This is a genomic window from Pseudomonas sp. FW306-02-D09B, assembly GCF_058782685.1.
In genome coordinates, this window is sequence record NZ_JBYSXY010000028.1 from 12,494 (window position 1) to 38,092 (window position 25,599).

Annotated in this window: 20 protein-coding genes; 13 read left to right on the plus strand and 7 right to left on the minus strand. The window is 60.0% G+C overall.

Going from position 1 to position 25,599, the window contains the following annotated elements:
* Positions 1-301: 301 nt before the first annotated feature.
* From AC3WK5_RS27775 to AC3WK5_RS27785, 3 genes are all read left to right on the plus strand, one after another.
* The gene (locus AC3WK5_RS27775) at positions 302-2,191 is read left to right on the plus strand and encodes a DUF1302 domain-containing protein (RefSeq protein ID WP_103320223.1); all 1,890 of its coding nucleotides are present in this window, start codon (positions 302-304) and stop codon (positions 2,189-2,191) included.
* 28 nt (positions 2,192-2,219) lie between these two features.
* On the plus strand, positions 2,220-3,584 hold the full coding sequence (locus tag AC3WK5_RS27780) for a DUF1329 domain-containing protein (RefSeq protein WP_103320225.1): 1,365 nt from the start codon (positions 2,220-2,222) through the stop codon (positions 3,582-3,584).
* A gap of 217 nt (positions 3,585-3,801) precedes the next feature.
* A complete protein-coding gene (locus AC3WK5_RS27785) occupies positions 3,802-6,540 on the plus strand; it encodes a winged helix-turn-helix domain-containing protein (RefSeq protein WP_103320228.1) in 2,739 nt (912 codons plus the stop codon).
* Positions 6,541-6,550: 10 nt separating this feature from the next.
* On the opposite strand, the gene AC3WK5_RS27790 is transcribed toward AC3WK5_RS27785, so the two are convergent.
* On the minus strand, positions 6,551-7,465 hold the full coding sequence (locus AC3WK5_RS27790; RefSeq protein ID WP_054598237.1) for a LysR family transcriptional regulator: 915 nt from the start codon (positions 7,463-7,465) through the stop codon (positions 6,551-6,553).
* Positions 7,466-7,710: 245 nt separating this feature from the next.
* On the opposite strand from AC3WK5_RS27790, the gene AC3WK5_RS27795 reads away from it, so the two are divergent.
* The 5 genes from AC3WK5_RS27795 to AC3WK5_RS27815 all read left to right on the plus strand — a co-directional run bounded on the left by AC3WK5_RS27795 (position 7,711) and on the right by AC3WK5_RS27815 (position 13,614).
* Positions 7,711-9,201: an aldehyde dehydrogenase gene (locus tag AC3WK5_RS27795; RefSeq protein ID WP_103320230.1), complete on the plus strand. Its 1,491-nt coding sequence runs from the start codon at positions 7,711-7,713 to the stop codon at positions 9,199-9,201.
* 21 nt (positions 9,202-9,222) lie between these two features.
* On the plus strand, positions 9,223-10,593 hold the full coding sequence (locus tag AC3WK5_RS27800) for an aspartate aminotransferase family protein (protein WP_103320232.1): 1,371 nt from the start codon (positions 9,223-9,225) through the stop codon (positions 10,591-10,593).
* Between the two features lie 397 nt (positions 10,594-10,990).
* On the plus strand, positions 10,991-11,977 hold the full coding sequence (locus AC3WK5_RS27805) for an ABC transporter substrate-binding protein (protein WP_103320502.1): 987 nt from the start codon (positions 10,991-10,993) through the stop codon (positions 11,975-11,977).
* 9 nt (positions 11,978-11,986) lie between these two features.
* Positions 11,987-12,790, plus strand: a complete 804-nt coding sequence (locus AC3WK5_RS27810; protein ID WP_054595672.1) for an ABC transporter permease — start codon at positions 11,987-11,989, stop codon at positions 12,788-12,790.
* Positions 12,778-13,614 carry an ABC transporter ATP-binding protein gene (locus AC3WK5_RS27815; protein ID WP_103320501.1) on the plus strand — a complete coding sequence of 279 codons (837 nt, stop codon included), beginning with the start codon at positions 12,778-12,780 and terminating at the stop codon, positions 13,612-13,614. The genes AC3WK5_RS27810 and AC3WK5_RS27815 overlap by 13 nt, the downstream gene beginning before the upstream one ends.
* A 485-nt stretch (positions 13,615-14,099) precedes the next feature.
* On the opposite strand, the gene AC3WK5_RS27820 is transcribed toward AC3WK5_RS27815, so the two are convergent.
* Entirely contained in the window at positions 14,100-15,419 is a 1,320-nt protein-coding gene (locus AC3WK5_RS27820) for a sensor histidine kinase (RefSeq protein ID WP_103320499.1), read from the minus strand.
* Positions 15,404-16,087 (minus strand): response regulator transcription factor, encoded by a 684-nt coding sequence (locus tag AC3WK5_RS27825; protein ID WP_103320504.1) that lies wholly within the window; start codon positions 16,085-16,087, stop codon positions 15,404-15,406. The genes AC3WK5_RS27820 and AC3WK5_RS27825 overlap by 16 nt, the downstream gene beginning before the upstream one ends.
* Before the next feature lie 129 nt (positions 16,088-16,216).
* Between AC3WK5_RS27825 and AC3WK5_RS27830 the strand changes: the two genes are divergently transcribed.
* On the plus strand, positions 16,217-16,477 hold the full coding sequence (locus AC3WK5_RS27830; protein WP_054595675.1) for a hypothetical protein: 261 nt from the start codon (positions 16,217-16,219) through the stop codon (positions 16,475-16,477).
* 161 nt (positions 16,478-16,638) lie between these two features.
* Positions 16,639-17,139 carry a methylated-DNA--[protein]-cysteine S-methyltransferase gene (locus AC3WK5_RS27835; protein WP_103322147.1) on the plus strand — a complete coding sequence of 167 codons (501 nt, stop codon included), beginning with the start codon at positions 16,639-16,641 and terminating at the stop codon, positions 17,137-17,139.
* 61 nt (positions 17,140-17,200) lie between these two features.
* Here AC3WK5_RS27835 and AC3WK5_RS27840 read toward each other — a convergent pair whose 3' ends face one another.
* The 4 genes from AC3WK5_RS27840 to AC3WK5_RS27855 all read right to left on the minus strand — a co-directional run bounded on the left by AC3WK5_RS27840 (position 17,201) and on the right by AC3WK5_RS27855 (position 22,526).
* Positions 17,201-18,559 (minus strand): OprD family outer membrane porin, encoded by a 1,359-nt coding sequence (locus AC3WK5_RS27840; RefSeq protein WP_103320424.1) that lies wholly within the window; start codon positions 18,557-18,559, stop codon positions 17,201-17,203.
* A 62-nt stretch (positions 18,560-18,621) separates the two neighbouring features.
* Complete coding sequence (locus tag AC3WK5_RS27845; RefSeq protein ID WP_256585334.1) at positions 18,622-19,968, minus strand: citrate-proton symporter; 1,347 nt, start codon at positions 19,966-19,968, stop codon at positions 18,622-18,624.
* Between the two features lie 83 nt (positions 19,969-20,051).
* A complete protein-coding gene (locus AC3WK5_RS27850) occupies positions 20,052-21,440 on the minus strand; it encodes an amidase (RefSeq protein WP_103320426.1) in 1,389 nt (462 codons plus the stop codon).
* Positions 21,441-21,596: 156 nt separating this feature from the next.
* Positions 21,597-22,526: a LysR family transcriptional regulator gene (locus tag AC3WK5_RS27855; RefSeq protein WP_146016070.1), complete on the minus strand. Its 930-nt coding sequence runs from the start codon at positions 22,524-22,526 to the stop codon at positions 21,597-21,599.
* Positions 22,527-22,620: 94 nt separating this feature from the next.
* Here AC3WK5_RS27855 and AC3WK5_RS27860 point away from each other — a divergent pair, with 94 nt between their 5' ends.
* Genes AC3WK5_RS27860 through AC3WK5_RS27870 form a run of 3 tightly spaced genes read left to right on the plus strand, consistent with a single transcriptional unit; the run spans position 22,621 to position 25,566 of the window.
* On the plus strand, positions 22,621-24,162 hold the full coding sequence (locus AC3WK5_RS27860; protein ID WP_103320429.1) for an AMP-binding protein: 1,542 nt from the start codon (positions 22,621-22,623) through the stop codon (positions 24,160-24,162).
* Positions 24,149-24,409 (plus strand): acyl carrier protein, encoded by a 261-nt coding sequence (locus AC3WK5_RS27865; RefSeq protein ID WP_054595683.1) that lies wholly within the window; start codon positions 24,149-24,151, stop codon positions 24,407-24,409. The genes AC3WK5_RS27860 and AC3WK5_RS27865 overlap by 14 nt, the downstream gene beginning before the upstream one ends.
* A gap of 29 nt (positions 24,410-24,438) precedes the next feature.
* Positions 24,439-25,566, plus strand: a complete 1,128-nt coding sequence (locus AC3WK5_RS27870) for an acyl-CoA dehydrogenase family protein (RefSeq protein ID WP_103320430.1) — start codon at positions 24,439-24,441, stop codon at positions 25,564-25,566.
* Positions 25,567-25,599 lie beyond the last annotated feature (33 nt).

The following is a 25,599-nucleotide window of genomic DNA, read 5'->3' on the forward strand; positions in this document are numbered from 1 at the left end:
CACCAAGCAAGCGCTTGGCTTGTTTATTCAGAATTTTCAGCCATCCTTGCCGGGCCGACATCTGTCGGATTGGCAACAGGACTGTTCCAGAGTGGTGGGGGCTGTAAATCACACTTTAGAGGGATCAAGCAGTACTACCTGCTGGCTATAGTCCGCTCAAGGATTTTTAAGAACGGGGCAAACGCACAAAACGGGGCGATGCAACTTTGGATGACTTCGGGACGACATGGGCTCCCCGTTATTCAGAGCGTTTTTAGAAGTGCTCAATGCCATAACAATAAAAGCACATGGAGTAGCGTCGATGACATCAATAAACCAGTTCTGGCGCCGGGCGAAACTGCCTTTGGCAGTCAGTCTCGCCTCTACGCTCGCCGGACCCGCATTCGGCGTCAGTTTCAACGTCGGTGAAATCGAAGGTCAGTTCGACTCGTCCCTCTCCCTGGGCATGAGCGTGTCTACCCAACAACCGAACAAGAACCTGATCGGTGTCAACAACGGTGGCAAGGGCCTGTCCCAGACCTCCGATGACGGGCACTTGAACTTCAAGAGCGGGCAAGCCTTTTCGAAAATCTTCAAGGGCATCCATGACCTTGAACTGAAATACGGCGATACCGGCGTCTTCGTGCGCGGTAAATACTGGTACGACTTCGCGCTGCAAAACCAGGACCTGGAATTCAAGAACGTCAGTAATGAGGGACGCAAGGAAGGCGCCAAGTCGTCGGGTGGGGAAATCCTCGACGCCTTCGTCTACCACAACTACTCCATTGCCGATGAGCCGGGTTCCGTGCGCTTGGGCAAGCAGGTGGTCAACTGGGGTGAAAGCACCTTCATCGGCGGCGGCATCAACTCGATCAACCCGATCGACGTGTCTGCATTCCGTCGTCCCGGTGCCGAGATCAAGGAAGGCCTGATCCCGGTCAACATGTTCTACATCTCGCAAAGCCTGACCGAGAACCTGTCGGCTCAAGCGTTTTACCAGATCGGCTGGGACCAGACCGTTGTCGACAACTGCGGTACCTTTTTCTCGCAGCCAGACATCATTGCCAACGGTTGCACCGACAACCTGCGCGTCCTGAACAAGCGCTCGACCATCCCCGCCGTCGCCTTGGGGCCATTGGCCGCAAACGGTGTCAACGTCAACGAAGAGGGCGTGCTGGTGCGTCGCGGGCAAGACCGCGAGGCGAGCAACAGCGGCCAGTGGGGTGCGGCGTTCAAGTACATGTTCGATCCGCTGGACACCGAGTTCGGTGCCTATTTCATGAACTACCACAGCCGTGCGCCGATCTTCAGTGCCACTGGTGCTCCGCAGTCGGTCTACAACGGCGTCAAGGCATTGCCCGGTCCGTTCCAGGCCCTCGGGCCGCTGCTGGTCGCGGGTAATTCGCAGTACTTCGTCGAGTACCCGGAAGACATCCGCCTCTATGGCCTGAGCTTCTCCACCACCCTGCCTACCGGTACGGCGTGGAGCGGTGAGATCAGCTACCGGCCGAATGCGCCGATGCAGTTGAACTCCACCGATATTCTCTTCGCCGGTGTTCGTCCGCTGGGTGGCGCGCTGACCAACGCTTCGTTGCTCCAGGGTGTTCCAGGGGAAGACCTGCACGGCTATCGCCGCAAGGAAATCACCCAGATCCAGACCACTTTCACGCACTTCTTCGATCAGGTCATGGGCGCCCAGCGTCTGACTGTGGTGGGTGAAGTCGGACTGACTCACGTCGGTGGCCTCGAAAGCACGTCCGATGTCCGTTATGGCCGCGATCCGGTCTTCGGCCCAGGCGAACTGCCCGCCACGGGCGGTCTGGACACCTGCTCGCAGATTCTTAACACCTCCACCATCAACGGTGCCGGGCCAGGTGCTGCGACCAACAACCGTAGCTCCAACTGCAACAACGACGGTTTCACCACCGCCAACTCCTGGGGCTACCGCGCCCGCGCCATCTGGGAATACCCGGACGTCTTCGCCGGTGTGAACCTCAAGCCCAACGTCGCCTGGTCGCATGACGTCAGCGGTTACTCGCCAGGCCCTGGCGGCAACTTCGAGGAAGGTCGCAAAGCGGTCAGCCTGGGTCTCGATGCCGAGTACCAGAACACCTACACCGCGAGCCTCGCCTACACCAACTTCTTTGGCGGCAAGTACAGCACCGTGGATGATCGCGACTTCGTTGCGCTCAGCGTCGGCGTGAACTTCTAAGCACTGCATCTTCAGGACGAACAAGAATATGAAAGTAACCAAAAGTCTGTTGCAAGCGGGTGTCCTCGGGCTTTCGCTGTTGGCAACCGCGGTCATGGCAGCAGTTCCGGCCGCTGAAGCGGACAAGTTGGGCAAGAGCCTGACGCCGATGGGTGCTGAAATGGCAGGCAATGCCGATGGCTCGATCCCGGCCTGGAAACCCATGGAGAAAAACGCCGGCAGCGTCGACAGCAAAGGCTTCCTGTCCAACCCGTATGCCAGTGAGCAACCGCTGTTCACCATCACCGCGCAAAACGTCGACAAGTACAAAGACAAACTGGCGCCGGGCCAATACGCAATGTTCAAGCGTTACCCGGACACCTTCAAAATGCCGGTTTACCCGTCGCATCGTGGCGCGACCGTGCCGGATCAGGTGTTCGTCGCCATCAAGAAGAACGCCACCAACACCAACCTGGTGTCCGGCGGCAACGGTCTGGAAAACTTCGAAACTGCCGTGCCGTTTCCGATTCCGAAAAGCGGCGTCGAGGTCATCTGGAACCACATCACCCGCTATCGCGGTGGCAGCGTGACCCGTCTGGTGACCCAGGCCACGCCGCAACCGAACGGTTCCTACAGCCTGGTGTACTTCCAGGACCAGTTCGTGTTCCGCGACAAGATGAAGGATTACGACCCGAAAAACCCGGGCAACATCCTGTTCTACTTCAAGCAGAAAGTGACCGCGCCGGCGCGTCTGGCCGGTGGCGTGCTGCTGGTTCACGAAACCCTCGACCAGGTGAAGGAACCGCGTTCGGCGTGGGTCTACAACGCCGGTCAGCGTCGTGTGCGGCGTGCCCCGCAAGTGTCTTATGACGGGCCGGGTACGGCTGCCGATGGCCTGCGTACTTCCGATAACCTGGACATGTACAACGGTGCACCGGATCGTTACGACTGGAAGCTCGAAGGCAAGAAAGAGATGTACATCGCCTCCGACAGCTACAAGCTCGACTCGCCGACGCTCAAGTACGACGAAATCATCAAGGCCGGTCATATCAACCAGGACCTGGCGCGTTACGAACTGCGTCGCGTCTGGCATGTGGTTGCGACCCTGAAGGAAGGTCAGCGCCACATTTATGCCAAGCGTGACTTCTACATTGACGAAGACACCTGGCAAGCCGCGGTCATCGATCACTACGACGGTCGTGGTCAACTCTGGCGCGTGGCTGAGGCGCATGCCGAGAACTACTACGACCAGCAAGTGCCGTGGTATGCCCTGGAAACCCTCTATGACCTGCAGTCCGGGCGCTATCTGGCGCTGGGCATGAAGAACGAAGAGAAACGTGCGTATGACTTCGGTTTTACCGCGAGCACCAGTGATTTCACCCCGGCTGCACTGGCTCAGGACGGTGTTCGCTAACGTGTCGTAACACCGAGGCCGCATCCTCGAAAAACGCCCCGACTGGTTCGGGGCGTTTTTTTTGTCTCGAAAAAAGATCGGTGCATAACCAGCCCGGTAACTTTTGTTCGTAGTCTTTTTGTAGCCATTTGTAGCAGGAACCTTCAATCCGCTCCGGTTTACCGCTAGTCTGCGGACATCTGCAATGCCGACAACAGCACTTAAACAAGAGTTGGCTATGACTGACCTGTTCCGAATCCAAAGGCCATCCGGTGCGGCAATGCCTGTGCTGGAAGGGCGTTTTTACCGGCCCCCCTTGCCCGACGGCTATGTGCTGCGGCCTCGTCTGTGCGAGCGGCTGAGTGCCGGGTTGCAAGGGCGATTGCTGCTGGTCAGCGCGCCGGCGGGGTTCGGTAAAAGCTCATTGGCGGTGGAGTTCTGTCAGAGCCTGCCGGCGCATTGGCAAAGTCTCTGGCTGGGGTTGAGCCCGCGCGACAATGATCCCGGGCGCTTCCTCGAACGGCTGCTTGAAGGCCTGCAAAACTATTTTCCACAGCTGGGCAGCCAGGCCCTTGGCCTGCTGAAAATGCGTCAACGCCATCAACCGTTCGCCTTCGAAGAATGGCTGGACGGGCTGCTCGATGAGCTGGCCATTCACCTGTCACCGAGCGCGCCGTTGCTGCTGGTTCTGGATGACTACCATCTGGCACAGGGCCCGGTGCTCGATCGCTGCCTGCAATTTTTCCTCAATCATTTGCCCGATGGCCTGTTGGTGCTGGTGACCAGTCGCCAGCGTCCCGACTGGCACCTGGCGCGTTTGCGCCTGTCGCGGCAATTGCTTGAGCTGAGCGAACAGGACCTGCGCCTGACCCACGACGAATCCCAGGCCCTGCTGGATCGACACAGCAGCTCATTGCGCGGCGAGGCGCTGGAGAATCTGATCCAGCGCAGCGAAGGCTGGGTCGCGGGGCTGCGTTTCTGGTTGCTGGCTGCCTCTGAAGCGCGCAATGGCGGCGCGTTGCCGCAGCCGCTGCACGGTGGCGAAGGCTTGATACGCGACTACCTGCTTGAAGAAGTCATCGACTGCCTGCCCGCCGAAGTGCAGGCATTTCTATACGACACCGCACCGCAAGAGCGCTTCTGCAGCGAGCTCTGCGACGCCGTGCGCGAAGCCCATGACAGCGCCGAGATCCTGCGCTTTCTGCTGTCCCATCAAGTGTTCCTGGTGCCGCTCGACGAGCACGGCCATTGGTACCGTTATCACCATCTGTTTTCCGACCTGTTGCGCAGTCGGCCGACCGCCAATGCGATGGTGCCCACCGCCAGCCTGCATTTGCGCGCCTGCCGCTGGTTCAACGCCCAGGGTCTGCTCGATGAAGCGGTGGAGCAGGCATTACGTGCCGGGCACCTGGATGTAGCGGCGAACCTGGTGCAGAACCTTTCCGAAGAACAGCTGCTGGCCGAACAGAACGTCGGCATGCTGCTGCGCTGGAAAATGGACTTGCCCGACAGCCTGCTGATCAGCACTCCGCGACTGATCGTGCTGTACAGCTGGGCGCTGGGGCTGGCCTGCCAGCTCGATGCGGCTGAAGAATTGGCCAGCCACTTGAGTCGCTTCCTGCCGGCACCGTCGGCCACCGCGCAGAAATCCATGCTGGCGCAGTGGCTCGCGCTTAGCGGGATCATCGCGCGTGGTCGCGGCCAGCGTGAACTGACGCTGCTGTATTGCACCGAAGCGCTGGAGAGCCTGCCGCACAAACGCTACGGGCAGCGCTTGATGTGCCTGTCGACCTTGTCCAACCTGGCGATCGCCGACGCGGACCTGTGGCGCGCCCGGGGCTTGAACCGCGAGTCGCTGGAGCTGGCGCAACGGGTCGGCAATCCGCTGTTCGAAGCGCTGGCCCATTACGACCGCGCACGGGTGCTGCAAGCGCGCGGGGAAATTCTCCGTTCGCTGGATGAAGTGCATCAGGGCCAGCAACGTTTGCAGGGTTTATCGCCGCAGCGGCTGTATGCGATTCGCGCACGTCTGACCTTGTACGAAGGTTTTCTGCTGACCCTGCGCCTGCAGCCCGAAGCCGGGCTGGCGCGTTTGCGGACAGGGCTGAACGAAGCGCGGGCCTGTCGCGATATCAGCGTGCTGATCGGTCATTGCGTGATCGCCAAGCTGGAAGGCTGCAATGGCGAGTTCGCCCGGGCGTTTGCCGAACTGGCCGAGGCTGAACGGCTGATGCACATCTGGGATGTGCCACCGATTTACTACCTGGCGATGATCACACTGGTGAAATGCGAGCTGTGGCTGGCTCAGGGCCGCACCGATCTGGCTGAAGCCTGGCTGGCGCGATTGGGTCAAACCTACAACGGCGAGCAAGCTGCGGCACCGCCGGAGTTTCATCCACAAATGCCGCTGCACATCGAACTGCAACAGGCGCTGCTGGAGTCCATCCAAGGGCAGCCGATGCTGGCGGAAGGGCGTTTGAACGCATTGCTGGAACATGGGCAGAAGACCGGAAGGCAGATGCTCAGCGTGATGGCGTTGAATCAGAAGGTCGCGCTGTTGCTGAACAATGGCCGTGAACCTGAAGCGCGTCAGGCGTTGGGGCTGGCCTTCGAGGCGGCGGCCGGTGGTGTCCTGCAACCTTTTGGTGAGTTATTGCGCGATCACCCGGACTGGCTGCGTGAGCAACTGGCACAGTGTCCGACCGGTGCACTGCGTGAGAGCCTGATCGAGCGCTTACCCCAAGCCACTGCCCGCGAGACGGTTGAGTTGCAGCACCCCGGTGAAGCACTCAGCGCCCGCGAACAGGCAGTCCTGCAATTGATCGCCCAAGGCTGCTCGAACCAGGAAATCAGCGATCAGCTGTTCATCTCGCTGCACACCGTCAAAACCCACGCCAGCCACATCAACGGCAAACTCGGTGTCGAACGCCGTACCCAGGCCGTGGCTCGGGCCAAGGAACTGGGCTTGTTGGCGTAACGTCCAGCGATCAGGGGCGGGCCTTGGCGGTCAGCTGCTCGCGACAATAATCGGCAAACAACTGCGCCGGTTTGGTCAGTTGCCCGCGTTTGAGCCAGGCCGCCACCAACCCCGAACCGGTGACGTCTTCGACAATGTCGACGCACACCACTTTCTGCCCGTCGTAGGTGCATTCCGAATGCGGCCGGGTGACCAGAATTGAAAAGCCGAAACCCTGGCCAACCATCCCGCGCACCATCTCGATCGACGGCGAGCTGAAAGCAATTCTGGGCGTCAGTCCGAGTTCTTCAAACAAACTGACGAAGTAGGTTCGGCTTGGCTGCACGTCGAGCAGAATCATCGGTTCCAGGCACAGGTCACGCAGGGACACTTGCGCTTGCTGGGCAAAACGATGATCGGCCGGCAGCAGCGCGTAAGGCCGTTGCGCCGGCATCAGCGGTTCGGTTTCGATGGTGGCGTCCAGGTCGTGCTCGTAAAGGATCGCCAGATCGAAAGCGCCCGAGGTCAGGTTCTGTACCAGCTCTTGCTGCTCGCCGTCACGGATGCGGATTTCCACCCCCGGATACAGCGCCGAGAACCCGGCAATCAATTGCGGCAGGTACAACGGCGCGACGGTTTCGAAGCAGCCGATATCGATCTGCCCGGACACTACGTCGTTGTCGGCCAGGGCGTTCTGTTCGAACTCCTTGGCCATGCGCAGCAGCTCCTGAGCCTTGCGGTAGAAACGTGCGCCACTGGGTGTCAGGGAAACGCCCTGGGCGTGGTGACGAATCAGCAACTGCACGCCAAAGCTGTTTTCCAGGCCCTTGATCGCCGTGGAAATCGACGGCTGGGCGATGTACAGCTTCCGCGACGCCTCGGCGACGCTGCCGCACTCGACGGTGGTAATGAAGTACTTCAATTGACGCAGATTGTAGGCAGCCACAGCAAACCTCGGGGTGGATGGATTCGACGCCAGTCTTGACCGTTGAACCCAAGCAATTTGCGCACCGCCCTTATCCACTGGGGCGACGGTTTTGTTGTGCTTGAACAATAACCACATGGCGCGCACGCGGGGAGTTTGGCTGCCCAGTTTTTTCATGGCCTGCGACCACATATTTACTATTTTTCCCCTGCCGCCGCCTGAGCCACCATCGATCGCACACTAAAAAGTCCAAGGAGCATCCGAACGTGTTCGAGCGTGAATATTGGCAAGGCCAGGCCGCCGCGCTGCAGTTTCCTACGCAGGCGTTGATTGAGGGCAAACAACGGCCGGCACAGTCCGGGCAAACCTTCGCCGCGATCAACCCGGCCACCGGCGCAGTGCTGGCCGAGGTGGCGGCGTGCGGTAATGCAGACGTCGATGCGGCGGTTATTAGCGCACGACAGGCGTTTGAGTCGGGCGTGTGGTCGGCGCGCTCGCCCGGCGAGCGTAAACAGGTGCTGCTACGGTTGGCCGAGTTGATCATGGCCAACCGCGAAGAACTGGCGTTGCTCGATTCGCTGAACATGGGCAAACCGGTGATGGACGCCTACACCATCGATGTGCCAGGCGCCGCCGGGGTGTTTCGCTGGTACGCCGAAAGCCTCGACAAACTCTACGACCAGATCGCCCCGAGTGCGCAGAACGTGCTGGCAACCATCACCCGCGAAGCCCTTGGCGTGGTAGCCGCCGTGGTGCCGTGGAATTTTCCGCTGGACATGGCCGCGTGGAAACTTGCACCGGCGCTGGCCGCCGGCAATTCGGTGATCCTCAAACCGGCCGAGCAATCGCCGTTCTCCGCCTTGCGTCTGGGCGAGCTGGCGCTGGAAGCGGGTGTGCCGCCAGGCGTGCTGAACGTGCTGCCGGGCCTCGGCGAACAGGCCGGCAAGGCCTTGGGGTTGCACCCGGACATCGATTGCCTGGTGTTTACCGGATCCACCGAAGTCGGCAAATATTTCATGCAGTACTCGGCGCACTCGAACCTCAAACAGGTGTGGCTGGAGTGCGGCGGCAAGAGCGCCAATCTGGTGTTCGCCGACTGTCAGGACCTCGATCTGGCGGCGCAGAAAGCTGCGTTCGGGATCTTCTTCAATCAGGGCGAAGTCTGCTCGGCCAACTCGCGGCTGCTGGTGGAGCGTTCGATCCATGACGAGTTTGTCGAGCGCCTCAAGGTTCAGGTCGAGCGCTGGCAACCGGGCGATCCACTGGACCCGTCGAGCACTGCCGGGGCAATAGTCGACAGCCGGCAAACGGCGCGAATCATGAAGTTCATCCAGCAGGCTGAACGCCAGGGTGCGAAGCGCGTGTGCGGTGGTCAGCAGTCGATTTTCAACGGCTCGGACAACTTCATTCAGCCGACGATTTTTACCGGCGTGACGGCGGACATGCCGCTGTTTCGCGATGAAGTGTTCGGCCCGGTGTTGGCAGTCACGGCGTTCGATGACGAAGCCAGCGCACTGCAACTGGCCAACGACAGCGTCTATGGTTTAGCCGCATCGTTGTGGACCGACGACCTCAACCGCGCCCACCGAGTGGCGCGGCAATTGCGCGCCGGGACGGTGTCGGTCAACAGTGTCGATGCGCTTGATGTAACGGTGCCTTTTGGCGGCGGCAAGCAGTCCGGTTTTGGCCGTGACCTGTCGCTGCACTCATTCGATAAATACACCCAGTTGAAGACCACCTGGTTTCAACTGCGCTGACAATAAAAAGGAGAACTGGCGATGACCACCCCACGTGAAACCCGCGACTATCAGGCCGCCGATGCTGCGCATCACATCCACGCGTTCGTCGATCAGAAAGCCCTCAACGACGAAGGGCCACGGGTGATGGTCCGTGGCGACCGCCTGCACCTGTGGGACAACGACGGTCGGCGTTATCTGGATGGCATGTCCGGGCTGTGGTGCACCAACCTCGGTTACGGGCGCAAGGATCTGACCGCCGCAGCGAGCCGGCAACTGGAGCAGTTGCCGTACTACAACATGTTTTTCCACACCACCCACCCGCAGGTGATCGAGCTCTCCGAGCTGTTGTTCAGCCTGCTGCCGGGGCACTACAGCCACGCGATCTACACCAACTCCGGTTCCGAGGCCAACGAGGTGTTGATCCGCACGGTACGGCGCTACTGGACGATCCTCGGCAAGCCCGACAAGAAAGTCATGATCGGCCGCTGGAACGGTTATCACGGCTCGACCCTGGCCGCCACGGCGCTGGGCGGGATGAAGTTCATGCACGAAATGGGCGGGATGATTCCGGACATCGCGCACATCGACGAACCGTATTTTTTCGCCCACGAAGGCAACCTCACGCCCGCCGAATTTGGTCTGCGGGCGGCGCAGCAACTCGAAGAGAAGATTCTTGAACTGGGCGCCGACAAGGTCGCCGGGTTCATCGCCGAACCGTTCCAGGGTGCTGGCGGGATGATCTTTCCGCCAGAGAGCTACTGGCCGGAAATTCAGCGGATCTGCCGCAAGTACGATGTGCTGCTGTGCGCTGATGAAGTGATCGGCGGCTTCGGTCGCACCGGTGAATGGTTCGCCCACGAGCACTTCGGTTTCGAGCCTGACACCTTGTCCATCGCCAAGGGCCTGACCTCGGGTTATATCCCCATGGGCGGGCTGGTTCTGTCGAAAAAAATGGCCCAGGTGTTGGTGGAGCAGGGCGGGGTATTCGCCCACGGCCTGACCTATTCCGGGCACCCGGTCGCGGCGGCAGTGGCCATCGCCAACCTCAAGGCCTTGCGCGATGAAGGCGTGGTCACGCGGGTCAAGGACGACATCGGCCCGTACCTGCAGAAATGTTTGCGCGAAGTGTTCGGCAATCACCCGTTGGTCGGTGATATCCAGGGCGTGGGCATGGTCGCGGCCTTGCAATTGGCCGAGGACAAAACCAGCCGCAAACGCTTCGCCAACGAGAACGACATCGCCTGGCGCTGCCGTACGATTGGCTTCGAAGAAGGGGTGATCATTCGCTCCACACTCGGCCGGATGATTATGGCTCCGGCGCTGATTGCCACGCGTGAAGAAGTGGATGAACTGGTCGGCAAAACCTTGTGCGCGGTGGATCGTACGGCACAGGAATACGACCGGCTCTAATTTTGTAGCGTTCTTGCGGGCCTCTTCGCGAGCAAGCCCGCTCCCACATTGGAACTGTGTTGAACCCCGTTAATGAGGTCGACACGGAACCCCTGTGGGAGCGGGCTTGCTCGCGAAAGCTATTTCCCATTCAACCGATTTTTTATTCCTTGCACCCACCCCGGGCACCCCCGCCCACAGCGCCCTTTTGCAGTGCGCGCTACCGAGGTTTTTCTTCATTCTCGGCGACATATTTCCTCGTTTTCCTATGGTCTTCCTTGGGCCAACATCAACCTCGCCAGTCAGCCGAACGCTGACCACCTCAAGGTCCATTCAGAGACCGCAGGTAGCACCTGTTCCAAGGCCGCTGGCCGTACTGCCCAGGACAAAACTAAATCAACAGCTGTGGGAGTGCTCCATGATCAAGTCCTTGCTAACCCGTTTCGCTCAACCACTCGCGATCACCGCCATCGCTGCCGGGGTCGCCACCAGCGCCCAGGCCGGCACCCTGTCCATCGGCCACACCACGTGGGTCGGTTACGGCACCCTCTACCTCGCCCAGGACCTGGGCTACTTCAAGGAGAACGGCCTGAGCGTCGAACTGCCGGTGGTAGAAGAAGCCTCGATGTACATGGCCGCCCAAGCCTCGGGCCAGCTCTCCGGCTCGGCCTCGACCATCGATGAAGTGCTCAAGTATCGCCCGCAGTTCTGCTTCAAAGCGGTAGCGGCTCTGGATGACAGCCATGGTGGCGACGGTGTGTTGGTGGGCAAGGACGTCATGAGCCTGCAAGAGCTCAAAGGCAAAGCCGTGGCGGTGAACGAAGGTTCGACCTCGCAGTTCTGGCTCTCCTACCTGCTGAAAAAGAACGGCATGAAAATGAGCGACATCACCGTGCAGAACATGACCGCCGACGATGCCGCCACCGCCTTCATCGCCGGTCGCGTACCGGCCGCCGTGACCTGGGAACCCCATCTGTCGATGGTCCGTGACAAGAAGCAAGGCAAAGTGCTGATCGACAGCAGCACCACCCCCGGCGTGATCGTCGACGTGGTCGCGCTCAACTGCAACGTCATCGAGAAACAACCGGAAGACGTAAAAGCCCTGGTCGCCGGTTTGTATAAAGCGGTGAAGTACACCCAGGAGCATCCGGACGAAGCTTACGCAATCATGGCCAAAGGCGTCGGCGGATACCTCGCCGATCCGAAGGAACTGGCCGCGGCCGCCAAAGGCGTGCGCTTCTACGATCAGGCCATGAGCGAAAAACTCCTTGGCTCGCCGGGCAAACCGGGTGACAGCGCAGCGCTGATCAAAATCGCCAATGAAACCGCCAGCGAACTGCAAGGCAAACCCTACAACGTCAGCCACGACGAACTGGTCGACAACCGCTTCGTCAGCCCGCTGTAGGAGGTGGTCATGTTCAAGCGAAATTCATGGTTGAGCCGCTGCATCACACCCAAGACCGGCTTGCCGGTCAAGGTGATCTGGAGCGCCAGCGGCCTGGCCTGGGTGCTGCTGGTCGGCCTCTGGGCCGGGTTGTCGTACGGCGGCGTGGTGCCGGGCATGTTCCTGCCGACACCCGGCGCGGTACTCGATGCCGCCGTGCGCCTGGCGCGCGACGGCACACTTGGGGTCCACGTTTGGGCAAGCCTGGAAGTGGTGATGGTCGGCTTCATCGTTTCGTCGCTGGTGGCGGTGCCGTTGGGGTTGCTGATGGGCAGTTTCCGCATCGTCCAGGCGTTCCTCGAACCGATGGTCAACTTCATCCGCTACCTGCCGGTGACCTCCTTTGTGCCGCTGTTCATCCTGTGGATCGGTATCGGTCTGGAGCAGCGGGTCTCGGTGATCATTTTCGGCGTGTTCTTCCAGCAACTGGTGATGATCGCCGATGTCTCCAAAGGCATCTCCAAGGACCTGATCAACGCCTCGTACACCCTCGGTTCCAATCGCCGCGATGCGGTGCTGCATGTGATCGCTCCGGCCTCGTTGCCGGGTGTGCTCGACACCTTGCGCGTCACCATGGGCTGGGCCTGGACGTACCTGGTGGTCGCCGAACTGGTGGCCGCTTCCAGTGGTCTCGGCTACCTGAGCCTCAAAGCCATGCGCGGCTTTCAGGTGGATGTGATCTTTCTGGCGATCGCGATCATCGGCCTGCTGGGCCTGATCACCGATCAACTGTTCCGTTTTCTTCGACTGAGGATCGCCGCATGGGCTCAGTAACCGCCGCCAATCATCGTTTCACCACACCCACTGCAGCGCTGGTGCACGCCGCGCCACGGCTGCAAGTGGACAAGGTCAGCTTGCGCTACCAGAAGCCTGACGGCGGGATGTTTACGGCGCTGGAAAAGGTTTCGTTCGAAGTGCCGGACCAGCAATTCGCGGTGCTGGTCGGGCCCTCGGGCTGCGGCAAATCCAGCCTGCTGTACCTGACGGCAGGCCTGGCCGAACCCACCGAAGGCGAGATCTACGTCGGCGGCCGGCACGTCGAAGGCCCCGGCGCGGATCGCGGGATGGTCTTCCAGAGCTACACGCTGTTCCCCTGGCTGACCGTGCGACAAAACGTCGAGTTCGGCCTCAAGCGTCGCGGCATGCCGGCGGCCCAGCGCAAGGAAATTGTCGACTACTACGTCAACGAAGTCGGCCTCACCGGCTTCGCCGACAACTACGCCAAGCAACTCTCCGGCGGCATGATGCAGCGCGTGGCCATCGCCCGCGCTTTGGCCAACGACCCGCAAATCCTGCTGATGGACGAACCCTTCGGCGCCCTCGACAGTCAGACCCGCCTGCAAATGCAACAACTGCTGTTGCGGGTCTGGGGCAACAGCAAGAAGACCGTGCTGTTCGTCACCCATGACATCGACGAAGCGATCCTGCTCGGCGACCGGGTCTACGTCATGGGCGCCCGACCTGGGCGGATCAAACAGATTCTCGACGTGCCGATCGAGCGTCCACGCACGCTGGACATGGTCATGGAGCGCTCGTTCATCGAGATGAAGCGCGAAATCTTCGGCTTGCTGCATGACGAGTTGGAGGAGGCGCATTAATCGCAGTGCTGCATCAGACACAAAACCCGTGGCGAGGGAGCTTGCTCCCGCTCGCCTGCGAAGCAGGCGCAAAACCTGCTGATGGGGTTTGCCTGGCAACACGTTTTGGGGGGCGCTCTGCGCCCCAGCGGGAGCAAGCTCCCTCGCCACAAATCGCCACGCATTCCGCCATCAAATTCATAGAGATGAAGCGCGAAATCTTTGGCTTGCTGCATGACGAGTTGGAGGAGGCGCATTAATCGCAGTGTCGCGCCAGACACAAAACCCGTGGCGAGGGAGCTTGCTCCCGCTCGCCTGCGAAGCAGGCGCAAAACCTGCTGACGGGGTTTGCCTGGCAAAACGTTTTGGGGGGCGCTCTGCGTCCCAGCGGGAGCAAGCTCCCTCGCCACAAATCGCCACGCATTCCGCCATCAAGCTCATCGAGATGAAGCGCGAAATCTTTGGCTTGCTGCATGACGAGTTGGAGGAGGCGTGTTGACAAGGACTCAGGCGTCCGTTGTCTCCGGGAGCGGCTCCGGTGCCTGAGCTGAAAAGTTCAGGGTAACCGTGAAGCGGTTCTTTTCGGGCGCGACCTCGATGTGCCAGCCCAGTTTTGCGCAGAGCTGGTGCATCAGTTCGAGCCCGAGGCCGTAACCGAAATCGGTAGATTCCTGATGCAGCGGGGTGTCGCGTATCCGGTTGACGATGCGCAGTTGCAGCTGTTCGAAGGTGATTTCGACGCTGCCATCGTCAGCATATTGCAAGGCGTTGCGCAGGAAGTTACCCACCACGATGCGGCACGCGGTCAGGGGCAGCCGGCAAGGCTCGTCGCTAATGCGCAGGATCAATTCGATATCGCGTTTGCCGATCAGGTAGCGATGTTCCTTGATCAGTTCATTGAGCAACTGGCGCATGTCGAGCGGATCTTCGCGCAGCGCTTCCGGGCTCTCGCGGCTCATCCACAACAACGTCTCGGCAATCCGCTGCATGTTCAGCACCGAGCGTTCGATCCGCTGCAAGGGCGGGGGCAGTTCGCCGCCGGACTGCACGGCGAGCAATTCGACATTGGCCTTGAGCACCGCCAGCGGCGTACGCAGTTCATGGCTGGTATAGCGCAGCAGACGCTCTTCACGCAGGCTTGCGGCTTTAACCTGTTGCACGCTGTGGGCCAGCGAATCGGCCAGCACATTGAATTCGCGAAAGATGAAATGCGGCCGGCCATTCGGCGCCGCGCCGACGCATTCCAGGCGGGTCGACCACTGCGTCAGCCGGCCGAGTGGCCGGACCACCCACCACACCAGCAGGGCGATGATGATCAGCGCGGGAATGAACACTGCCAGACCGATCATGCTGATCATCGCCAACTCGTGTTCCAGGTAGGCATCGGACAACGGCGTCTCAACCACGCCACCTGCTTCATGGTCGTGGTCGGTGCCGTACATATACAGCGTTTTACCGTCGTACAACGGGTGGATCAGGATGGCCGTACCGTCATCCTCGTCGTCGGATTCCATGTCACTGAAGAACTGCACGGCGCCGAAGACCAATGTCGGCGTGGTGTCGAGCAGGTCGCGGATGTTCTTCGGCAAGGCCTCCTTGCCGATAGCACTCTTGACGAAGTAGTTATCGGGCGGCGGGGTCGTCGGGTCCTGCTGGTAATGCCGGGCGAAGTATTGCGCTTCCTCTTCCATCATCGCGCTGGCGGTAAACAGGAACCCGCGCATGGTGTACACCGGCAGCAGCTGGTTATAGATGATCAGCACCACGGCAATGATCAACAGCAGACTGCCACTGATCACCCACTTCAGGCTCAGGCCTTTGCGCATGTCGCCCCCAACTGAACGCCGATACCGGGTAACGTCTGGATCAACGCCACGTCGAAGTCTTTGTCGACCGCCTTGCGCAGACGGTGCATGTGCACCTTGAGCGTGTTGCTGTCCGGCAGTTCGTCGCCCCAGATCGCTGCTTCCAGGCGTTCGCGGTTGACCGGCGCGGGGCTGGCGCGCATCAGGCATTCGAGCAACGTCCAGCCGGTCGGTGACAGGTGCAGCTCCTGACCGTTGCGACTGACCTTGCGCGTTGAAAGGTCCATGATCAGGTCCGCAACTTGCAGCCGGCTGGCCTGGCCACTGCGGCGCAGGCTCAGGGCACGGATCCGCGCAACCAGTTCCGGCAGCTCGAACGGCTTGACCAGATAGTCGTCGGCCCCGACCGAGAAACTGGCGAGTTTGTCGGCCAGGGCATCCAGCGAGGTGAGCATCAGGATCGGCGTCTGATTACCGTGCTCGCGCAGCTTTTTACACAGCTGCTGACCGTCCAGGCGCGGCAGCATGATGTCCAGCAAGATCACGTCATAGTGCTGAGCAAGTGCCAGGTTCAAACCCATTTGCCCGTCACTGGCGTGGTCGCAGACGATCCCGGTGATTTCCAGGTATTCGATGACAGTGTTCGCCAGGTCGATGTTGTCTTCGACCAACAACAGATGAATATGCACGCACAGACCCACGGTTTTTTACTGGTGGGGCAGAGGATAGCGGAGTTGCGATTCTTCGCGACAATGTTCACCTGACGTTAACCCGCTGGCCCCTATTGTGGCGGCGTGTTTCAACAACAGGACCTCGACATGCAACCCGCAGGCTCGGAAAAGGAAAGCGACCACTACACCGCACAGTTTGTTTTGTGCTTGCTGCTGGTGCTGAGCATCGCCATTGGCATGGCCATCTACATCTCCCAACTGAATGCCTGGATCGACAAGAGAAGAGCCTATTCAACCCCCCACTCGTTTGAGTGCGGCAGAGGGCAGGGCGTCTTCATCATCGACCCCAACGGCAAACGCCGTGATTGCTACTTTGTTGAAGAGACTGAGGACGCTGAAGATCAATAGCGCCAAATGCCGATGGCATCAGCCCGCGAAATTCAATCGCAAGAAACGTAGTTCTTGCGTTTGAACCCACAATTACTCTGAATACGTCCTCTGACACAGATGAACGATCGCCTTCAGCGTCCGGCGACGTCTGAAATTACTGTCGGATCAAGGAGTCAACCATGTCGTACGTATTCAAACTGATGAAATCCCCCGTCGGCACCCTCACCCTGGTCGCCAAAGGCAGCAAGCTCTGCGCGATCCTCTGGGAGAACGACAAACCCGACCGCGTTCGCCTTGGCCCGTTGCACGAAGATATCCACAGCCCGGCGCTGCTTGAGGCTGAGCGCCAACTCAATGAGTACTTCGCGGGTGAGCGGGATTGCTTTGAGCTGGAGCTTGATTTTGCTGGCACCGATTTTCAGCAGAAGGTTTGGCAGGCGCTGCTGACGATACCGTTTGGGGAGACGCGCAGTTATAGCCAGATTGCGGTGCAGATTGGTAACCCGAAAGCGGTTCGGGCGGTGGGGGCGGCGAATGGGAAAAATCCGATTTCGATTGTTGCGCCGTGCCATCGGGTGATTGGGGCTTCGGGGAGTTTGACCGGGTTTGCGGGTGGGTTGGGGGCGAAGCAGTTTTTGTTGAGTCTGGAGGGGAAGGAGACCTTGCAGTTGGCATTTTGATGGGCGAGATGTTGTTGTGGGGGCCGCAGTCGGTGGTCAGAACATATCGCTGAACTGCGCCTCAGAACAGGTTGATCGGCACGTTGGCGACAATGCGGAACTCGTCGTAACTGCCGTCAATCTGCCCGCCGCTGGCGAGGTGGTTGTAGACGATGGTACGCAGCACCGAGTTTTTGAGTTTTCCGGACTGGATGATATAGCCCAGCATCAAACCGTTTTCGCTGTGTTTGGCGTCGTCCAGGCCGCGTACGTTGTAGCCGGTATTGCGGCCGTAGCGGTCGCCGTCGTAGTGGGTGCCGTCGATGTCCCAGCCTTTGGCGTGCCACAGGCTGGCGGTGAGACCAGGGACTCCGTAGGTCGTGAAGTCCAGGTCGTAGCGCAGTTGCCAGGACTTTTCGTTGGGGCCGTTGTAGTCCGCGTATAACGAGTTGGCCATGTAGTTGCCAGTGGATTCCCACACATAGTCAAAGTACTCGTTGCCGAATATTTGCTGCCAGGCAAGCGTCAGGCTATGGGCCTGGTGAGTGGTGGTGAAGGCCAGGCTGGCGGCGTTGTTGTCGATGTAGCCGAGGTTCTTTTTGCCGGAATCACTGGTGTGGTAGTAGTTGAAGGCAGTCTTGAGGGCCAGATTATCTTGGTCGCCCATGCGGTGCGTAACGCCGACGTAGGTCTGGTCCCACATGTCTTCGAAACGCGAGGCGTAGACGCTGGCTTCCAGCCCATAACCCGGTTTGACCGTAGCCCCCAGGTAGCTGATGCGCGCGCCACTGTAGGCGCGGTTGCCGAAGGTGGTGGTCAGCTTTTCGGCGCCGGTGCCGGTGCGTGGAATCGCCCGTTCGAAGCTGCCGCCCTGTATCGACAGCCAGTCGAGTTCGTTGCTGAGCAGGCCCACGCCCTGGAAGCTGGAGGGCAGGGCGCGGTTGTCCTTGTAGCGCAGGATCGGATTGTCGGTCATTAGCCGGCCGGCCTTGAGCTCGGTGTTGGACAGGCGAACACGCACATCGCCTATCCCTAGGCGACTCCATGTGGGAATCGCATCGCCGTCGCCGTCCACCAGCACCCGGTCGCCGCCGTTGGCCACCTTTCCGTGGCCGCGCTCCAGGTTTACGGCACTGAAGATCCCTGCATCCATGCCGACGCCGATCAGGCCCTGGGTATAGCCGGAGCTGTACTTGAGCATGCTCGCCTGTACCCAGGTTTCGCGAATACGGGTGGGCTCGATGCCGCCGGGTTTCTTGATGCTCAGGTGAGTGGTGCGTTTGGTGTGCTGGTTGGAATAGTAGTGACGCAGGTTCAGGTCCAGGGTGCTGCCTTCCAGAAAGCCTGGCGCGTTAACTTGGGCCTGCTCTTGGGGGAATGGCTGAGCGAAAGCCTGGGTGCCGGATGCCAAAGTGACGGCCAGCAAAAGATGTGGATACATGGTAAATCCCATACAAATCAGATGTAAGGCAACCGCCCCGGGAAGGCCCCGGGGCGCATTTATCAGCGGACCTGGGCTTCTGCAAGCAGGGTTTCGCGGGCGGGGCGTTCGGGCAGCGACGGACGCGTTTCCTTGGCGAACCAGGCGGCGGTCAGGCACACAAGGTTAGCGATCAGCAGGTACCAGACTGGCGACATCGGGTCACCGGTGGTGCCGATCAGCCAGGTAATGATGATCTGCGCCGTACCGCCAAACGCTGCTACACCGAAGGCGTAGACGATGGAGAAACCGGTGGCGCGCACCGATTTCGGGAAGCTCTCCACCAGCAGCACGATCAACGCTGCGCCGCTCATGCCATGCAGGCCCGAGAGTACCGCCAGGGTCAGCAGGAAGGTCGCCGGGCTGGGGTGCTCGGTCATCAGTTGCAGGGCCGGGAACAGGATCAACAGCAACACCACTCGGGGTGTCATCAGGATCACCCGACGCCCAAAGCGGTCGCAGAGCATGCCACCGGCCACTGCGCACACCGCCATGGCGGCGCCGGCCACCAGGGTCGAGAGCATGGCAATGCTGGTGGGCAGCTTCAATTCGGTGAGGGCGAAGGTGGTCATGTAGTTCAGGAAATACTGGGTGATGGTGCTGCCGGAAAGAATCAGCAGCCCCAACACCAGAGCGCGCCGGTGTTTGCCGACTATTTCCCGTACCAGATCGCCGGTGCGGGTTTGTTCGGTGTGGCCGTGGAAGGTTTCAGCAAGATTGCGACGGATGTAGATACCGATCGGCAACACCAGCAGACCGAACACGAACGGTACACGCCAGCCCCAACTATTGAGGTCTTCCGGGGACAGGACTTTTGTCAGGGTGAACCCCACCAGCCCGGCTACCATCGCGGCGACGCCTTGGGCAACCACTTGCCAGCAGGCGTAGGTGCCGCGTTTGTGGGGGGGCGCCGCTTCAAGGATGTAGGTAGTGGCGGGGCCGGCTTCACCGCCCCAGGCCAGGCCCTGGATCATGCGGGTGACCACCAGCAGGATCGGCGCGGCGATGCCGATGGTCTCGTAGCCGGGCAATATCGCGATGCTGCCGGTGCCCACAGCCATCATCACCAGGGTCAAAAGCATCGCCGGTTTGCGCCCGACGCGGTCGGCGTAGGCGCCGATCAGCACCGCACCCAGGGGCCGGACGATAAAGCCGGTGCCGAACGCGATGACCGATAGCATCAGGCTGACGAAGGCACTGTCGGACGGGAAAAACGTGTGGCCGATCATCACCGCAAAAGTTGCGTATACACCAAAGTCGAAAAATTCCACGGCGTTACCCAGGACTACAGCGAAGATGCTCTTTTTGCCGGCGTCCGGAGGTGATGTGTCGAGTGCAGGATCGGGTCGTGTCAATGGTTGTGCGGGCATTCCATTGCCTTTCAGGTCGATAGCGTTCTGGCCGGGACGGCCCGGAGCAACTAGGTGGGAGGGGCGTTCTTGAGGGGCCGAAGTCAGGCAGGACTCGGCCAGCAGTGGATTGCGCCACGCCAGTTTTCGTAGGTTTTGGCGATTTGCAGCAGCCACTGATCGGCAAAGCGCGGGGCGATCATCTGCAGCCCGATGGGCATGCCGTCGTCGGCGAAACCGCAATTGATCGACAGCGCCGGTTGTTCGCCCATGTTCCAGGGCACAGTGAACACGATGTGTTCGAACGGTTGCTGCGGGTCATTGCTCGGTGACGGCCAGTCGGCCGCAAAGGCGTTGATCTGGTTGGTGGGAGAGAGCACCAGGTCGAATGTGTCGAACAACTGCGCGGCGCGGCGGCGCATTTCGAAGGTCTGGTTGAAGCCCCGTACGGCTTCCACGCCGGTGATATCGGCGCCTGGGGCGGCCCAGTCGCGGATATACGGCAAGACTTTGTCGAATTGCTCGCTGCTCAAGGCCGACAGCTCAGCCCATTGGCGAGCGCGCCAGAACTGGTCGAGGCCGTCGAGCTGGGCGCGGTCCATGATCGGTGCAATCACTGTGACCTTGGCACCGTGGGCTTCGAACAGCCGCGCTGCTTGCTCCACGGCGTTACAGACGAAAGCTTCAGGTGCGAGGCCGGTGCCGGGTTCGAGCATCAGGCCGACACGCAGGCCCTTTACCGACAGCGGCTGATTGCTCCATTGCGTGGTGAGCGGTGGCAGGCTGGTAGCGTCGCGCGAATCGGGGCGGGCCAGGTGTTGCATCAACAACACGCAATCATCGACCGTGCGGGTCATCGGGCCGGCCGTGCGGCCGGTGTAATACGGGTCGATGGGGATGCGCCCCAGTGTCGGCTTGAAGCCGACCAGCCCGCACCAAGCCGCGGGCAGTCGCACCGATCCGCCGATGTCAGTGCCGACGTGCAGCGGCCCGTAACCGGCAGCTGCAGCAGCGGCGGCCCCGGCACTCGATCCACCCGGGTTGTTGGCTGTGTTCCAGGGGTTGCGGGTGATGCCGTGGAAGCTGGAAAGGCCCGAAGAGAGCATGCCGAAATCCGGAACGGTGGTCTTGGCCAGGATGATTGCCCCGGCTTCACGCAAGCGCGCGGCGGGCGGTGCATCCTTCAGCGCCGGCGTCAGGCGGGTGGCGGCGCTACCCAACGGGATGGGTTGGCCCTCGGTGGCGATCAGTTCCTTGAGGGTCACCGGCACACCGTCGAGGGCGCCGTTAGGTTGGCCTTTGTTCCAGCGTTCGGTGGAGGCCTGGGCCTGCTGACGCACTTGTTGCGGGTCGAAGGCGTAGAGCGCATTGATCTGCGGCTCCCAGCGTTCGATGTGGCTCAGAAGCTGGTCGTAGTAGTCGATGGGAGTGAGTTGCCGGCTGGCGAATCGGGCCAGCAGTTCGGCGGCCGTAAGGGTGTGCAGGTCACTCATCATTCTCTTCCTTGGAATGGGCCGGCGGGTTGCAATGGGGGCGACTATATACACCCCGCCGTGCATCGGCCAACACCTGTTCAGCAAAAGCGGTGGGGCATTTCTGTTCAGACCTTTGTTTTTTGGCGCAGGGAACGACGTCGAGGATATGCCAGGTTATTGGCCAGCGTCGGTTGCCAACAGTTCAAGCCATTGCTGTGCCGCTACCGACAGCTGTGCGTTTTTGCGCCAGATTACGACGAGTTGCCACTGCAGTTCGGCGCATTCGAGCGGGACGATTTCCACACCGGGTGGGATATGGTGTTGAGCCAATAGCCTGGGTAATACCATCAGGCCTGCATTCGCGGCCACTAATGACAGGCAAAAGGCCAGGTTGTCGCTCTTGGCTGCCTGTAGGCGACTGACGTCCAGAGCAGGGCAACAGAGCTTGATACGGTGATTGAGGATAGAGGCGCCCTGCAGCTGTACCCATGGGTGATGCGCCAAATCTGGCAGAGTCAGTCGATGGCGGCTGGCGAGTGGGTGGCGAGGCGGCAGGACGACAACGAGTGGCTCCTCACAAATCGGCAGCCAAGCCAGGTCGTCGCCCTCTGGTCGCAGACTGATAGCCAGCTCTATCTCGCCCTTGCGAACGGCCTCTTCCAGGGCTTGGCCTCCTTGTTCACACAATTGGAGTTCCACTTGGGGAAAGCGTCGCCGAAACTCGGTCAACACGACCGCTATATGATCGGTACTGCCTAAAGGGGGTAACCCCAGCCGAAGGACGCCGGTGACGAGGCTATTGAGCAGGTTTACGTCGGTCAGCATTTGCTTGCTGCGGTTCAGTAATCCTTTGGCATGGCGGAATACCACTTCACCCGACGGGGTCAAGCGTGACGGCACGCCTGGACGGCTGCGAACCAATAGCGTCGTACCCAGTTCTTCTTCGAGTAATTGAACGGCTTTGCTAAGTGCCGATTGGGTGACGTGAATAGTGTGGGATGCCCTCGAGAAGCTTCCATGCTCAGTCACTTCCACGAAATAGCGCAAGTTCTTCAGGTCCATCTTGTATTCCATTTCCGCATAGAGTTTATAAAAATTGTTCACTCACTCCGGTTGGAGAAATGCTTCTACTATCGCCCCGCCAAAAAACGTCCGGATGCCAAGACGGGGAACATCAAATCAGTAGTAGAGGCCAACCTTGTTCAGTGATTGTATTCGGCTTGATCAGACGCTGGTTGAATCTGCACAGCGCTATCCACAGAGGCCCGCGCTACAAGCGGAAGATGCGTCATTCAGCTATCAACAACTGAACGAAACGGTTAATAAGTTATGCGAGTTGATGCGTGCGGAAGGCGTGCAGGCCGGTGATCGAGTAGGCATCTATGTTGCGAAGAGCGCAGCCGCTGTTGTGGCTATTTATGCCGCATTAAGGCTGGGGGCATTAGTCGCTCCGATGGATGTCAAGGACCCCGCGGAACGGGGCGCACGGATGTTGGCCAACGCCGACCTGGATTTTTTATTGGCTGCCCCTGCAAGCCAGGCAGCAGCCTCCAGGGTGGTTTCCATTCATGGTCAGTCTGGCGACGCTCGCGCAGTGGGCGATCTATGGCTGTTCCCCTTGCGAGGACAACCACGTCGACATGCCGGGTGCGAGGGTGGCTATGTTTTGTTTACATCAGGCAGTACCGGCGCGCCCAAGGGTGTATGCCTATCGCATGCCAACGTCCTGCATTTTGCTGCCTGGGCGGCACGCGCAATTGCTCTGGACTGTGAAGACCGTGTTGGATCACAAGCGGCACTCACCTTCGATCTGACGACCTTCGATCTGTTCTCGACCGCACTGGCCGGCGCCTGTCTTTGCCTGTTGCCAGACTACCTCAAGACTTTTCCTCGCGATGTGACGCGCTGGCTGGGTGAGCAGTGTATCTCAGTGTTCTACGCAGTACCGACCTTGTACCAGATGCTGCTACAGCAGGGCGCGATTGAGCAAGCGAGGCCGTCCGCACTACGCGCCGCGTTGTACGCGGGTGAACCGTTCCCGCCACAACTGCTTAAGCGCTATCTGACTGCATTCCCCGACTTGCCGTTCTACAACCTGTATGGGCCTACGGAAACCAATGTGTGCACCGCAGAACAGGTGAGCCTGCCGAGTATAGAGACGGTTTTGCCGTCGATCGGTTGGGCGATTGATGGAGTGGACGTCGACATCATCGGTGACGACGGTCGCGCAGCGTCGGAGGGTGAGATTTTCGTTGCAGGGCCGACGGTATTCGCTGGTTATCTGGTTGATGGCATCTGTCGCGATGCCCGCCGTGCAGTGTACTTCCGCGATGGAGTGGAAAGGTTGGCCTATGGCACGGGGGATATCGGGTATCAGGCGGCGGATGGTCGCTTTCATCTGCAAGGTCGACGAGACCATCAGGTGAAGCGTCGCGGCCACCGCATTGATCTTCTGGACATAGAAAGTGCGGTATTGGCCTTGCCAGGTGTTGAAACTGCCGCCGTTGTAGTTCGCCATGGCACAGCGCCGGACTGTGAGATCTGGGTACACGTGGTGAGTGCAAGTACAGGTCGTGATGAGATTGTTCGCGGCTTGAGCGCAACATTGCCGAAGAGGATGCAACCGGATGGAGTTCGTATGGCGCGAAAGTTACCGGCGACTGCCAACGGCAAAATAGATCGACGTGCTTTAAGCATGTTGAGTGTAAACATGGAAGAGACAAGTCATGAAGAACATTGAAACGCTGTGCGCGCTGATTCATTCGAATCTGCTGACTCAATATCAAGGTGCGGACCTTAATGTGGTACCGGATACGGCGCTATTGGAGGAGGGCTGGCTGGACTCTCTCACGATCATATCCATCGTCGCCGACGTTGAGAAAAAGTTCGAAATAGCGTTCCCCGAAAACAAAGTTGTCGCGGCTTCATTTCGCACGCCGGCCGCACTATGGGCCGTTATTGAGGCCAGCCTGGTCGAGCTCGCTTGAGTCTGTGCCGATAACAGAGAGGGCGAGTGATGCTGTTCGCAGACGAAGACAAGTTAGTTGAACAAGCGGTGCAGGAGAGTTGCCTCCAGGGGCAGGCTTTGTTGCCTGAGCTGGAAGGAAAAACGTTCCGCGAGCAATGGTTGCTGGCAGCGGCTACAGGGCTGCTGCGCACCTCCAATAGCACCGTGACAAACAAGCTCGCGATGGTGGAAGGATTGGGCATGAGCGGTCTGAGCCCTGCCCTTTGCTATGCGCTGGCTTCACAGTTGTTCGGTATGCAATTGCCTATGCAGCCTTGGCTGAATGCCGAACAGCGCAAACAGCTGGCAGGCCTGGAAACCGGAGAGACGCTGTTGTGTCACGCGCTGACTGAAGTGCAGGGCGGTAGTGATCCGAAGTCGATGGAAACCGTGGCTGAACGTCAGGCGGACGGTAGTTATCGGTTGACGGGCGAGAAGCGCTTCATTACCGCCGCCCCGGTAGCCGATCACGCTTTGGTGTTCGTTCGTACCGGCAAGGGCCGATCACCATTCGATTTATCAGTCGCACTGGTTGACCTGTCGGATGCGGGCGTAGTGCGCAGTGAGCCGCTGGACAAGACCGCGTTGCCCGGCGTACCGATGGGGGTGTTGACCTTTGACGGTGTGCGGTTGGAAGAGCACAGCCTGTTGGGAGGCGAGGGTGCGGGTTTCTCTGTAATGACCGCGACCACGACCTGGGAACGAGCGCTGCTGATGGGGTATGCGCTAGGCCCCATGCGCAGGATGCTGGATCAGACGGTGGAGTGGAGCCGGGAGCGAACTCACTTCGGTAGATCCATGAGCTCCAGTCACCTGGTGGCGGGGCATGTGGCCGACATGAGCATGTACCTTTACCGTTCGCGAAAACTGCTCTACGGCATTGCGCGGCGCATCGATGCCGGGGTGACGATTCGTCAATTGAGCGGTGAGGCCGCGATGGTAAAGATTTCGGTTTCTGAAGACTTTACGCGGCTGTCGCAGTTGGCAGCCCAGTTAGGTGGTGTGCGTTCTTACATCGCCGATTCCGGTCGGGCGATCGATCTCATCAGCCCATTGGCGTCAATGACCTATGCGGGGGCGAACGATCTGCTACGTATCAGCGTGGCGCGCCAGGCTGGTTTGCCAGTCGAGAACTGAGCGCTCGCTAGAGTTTTTGAATCATACACATAA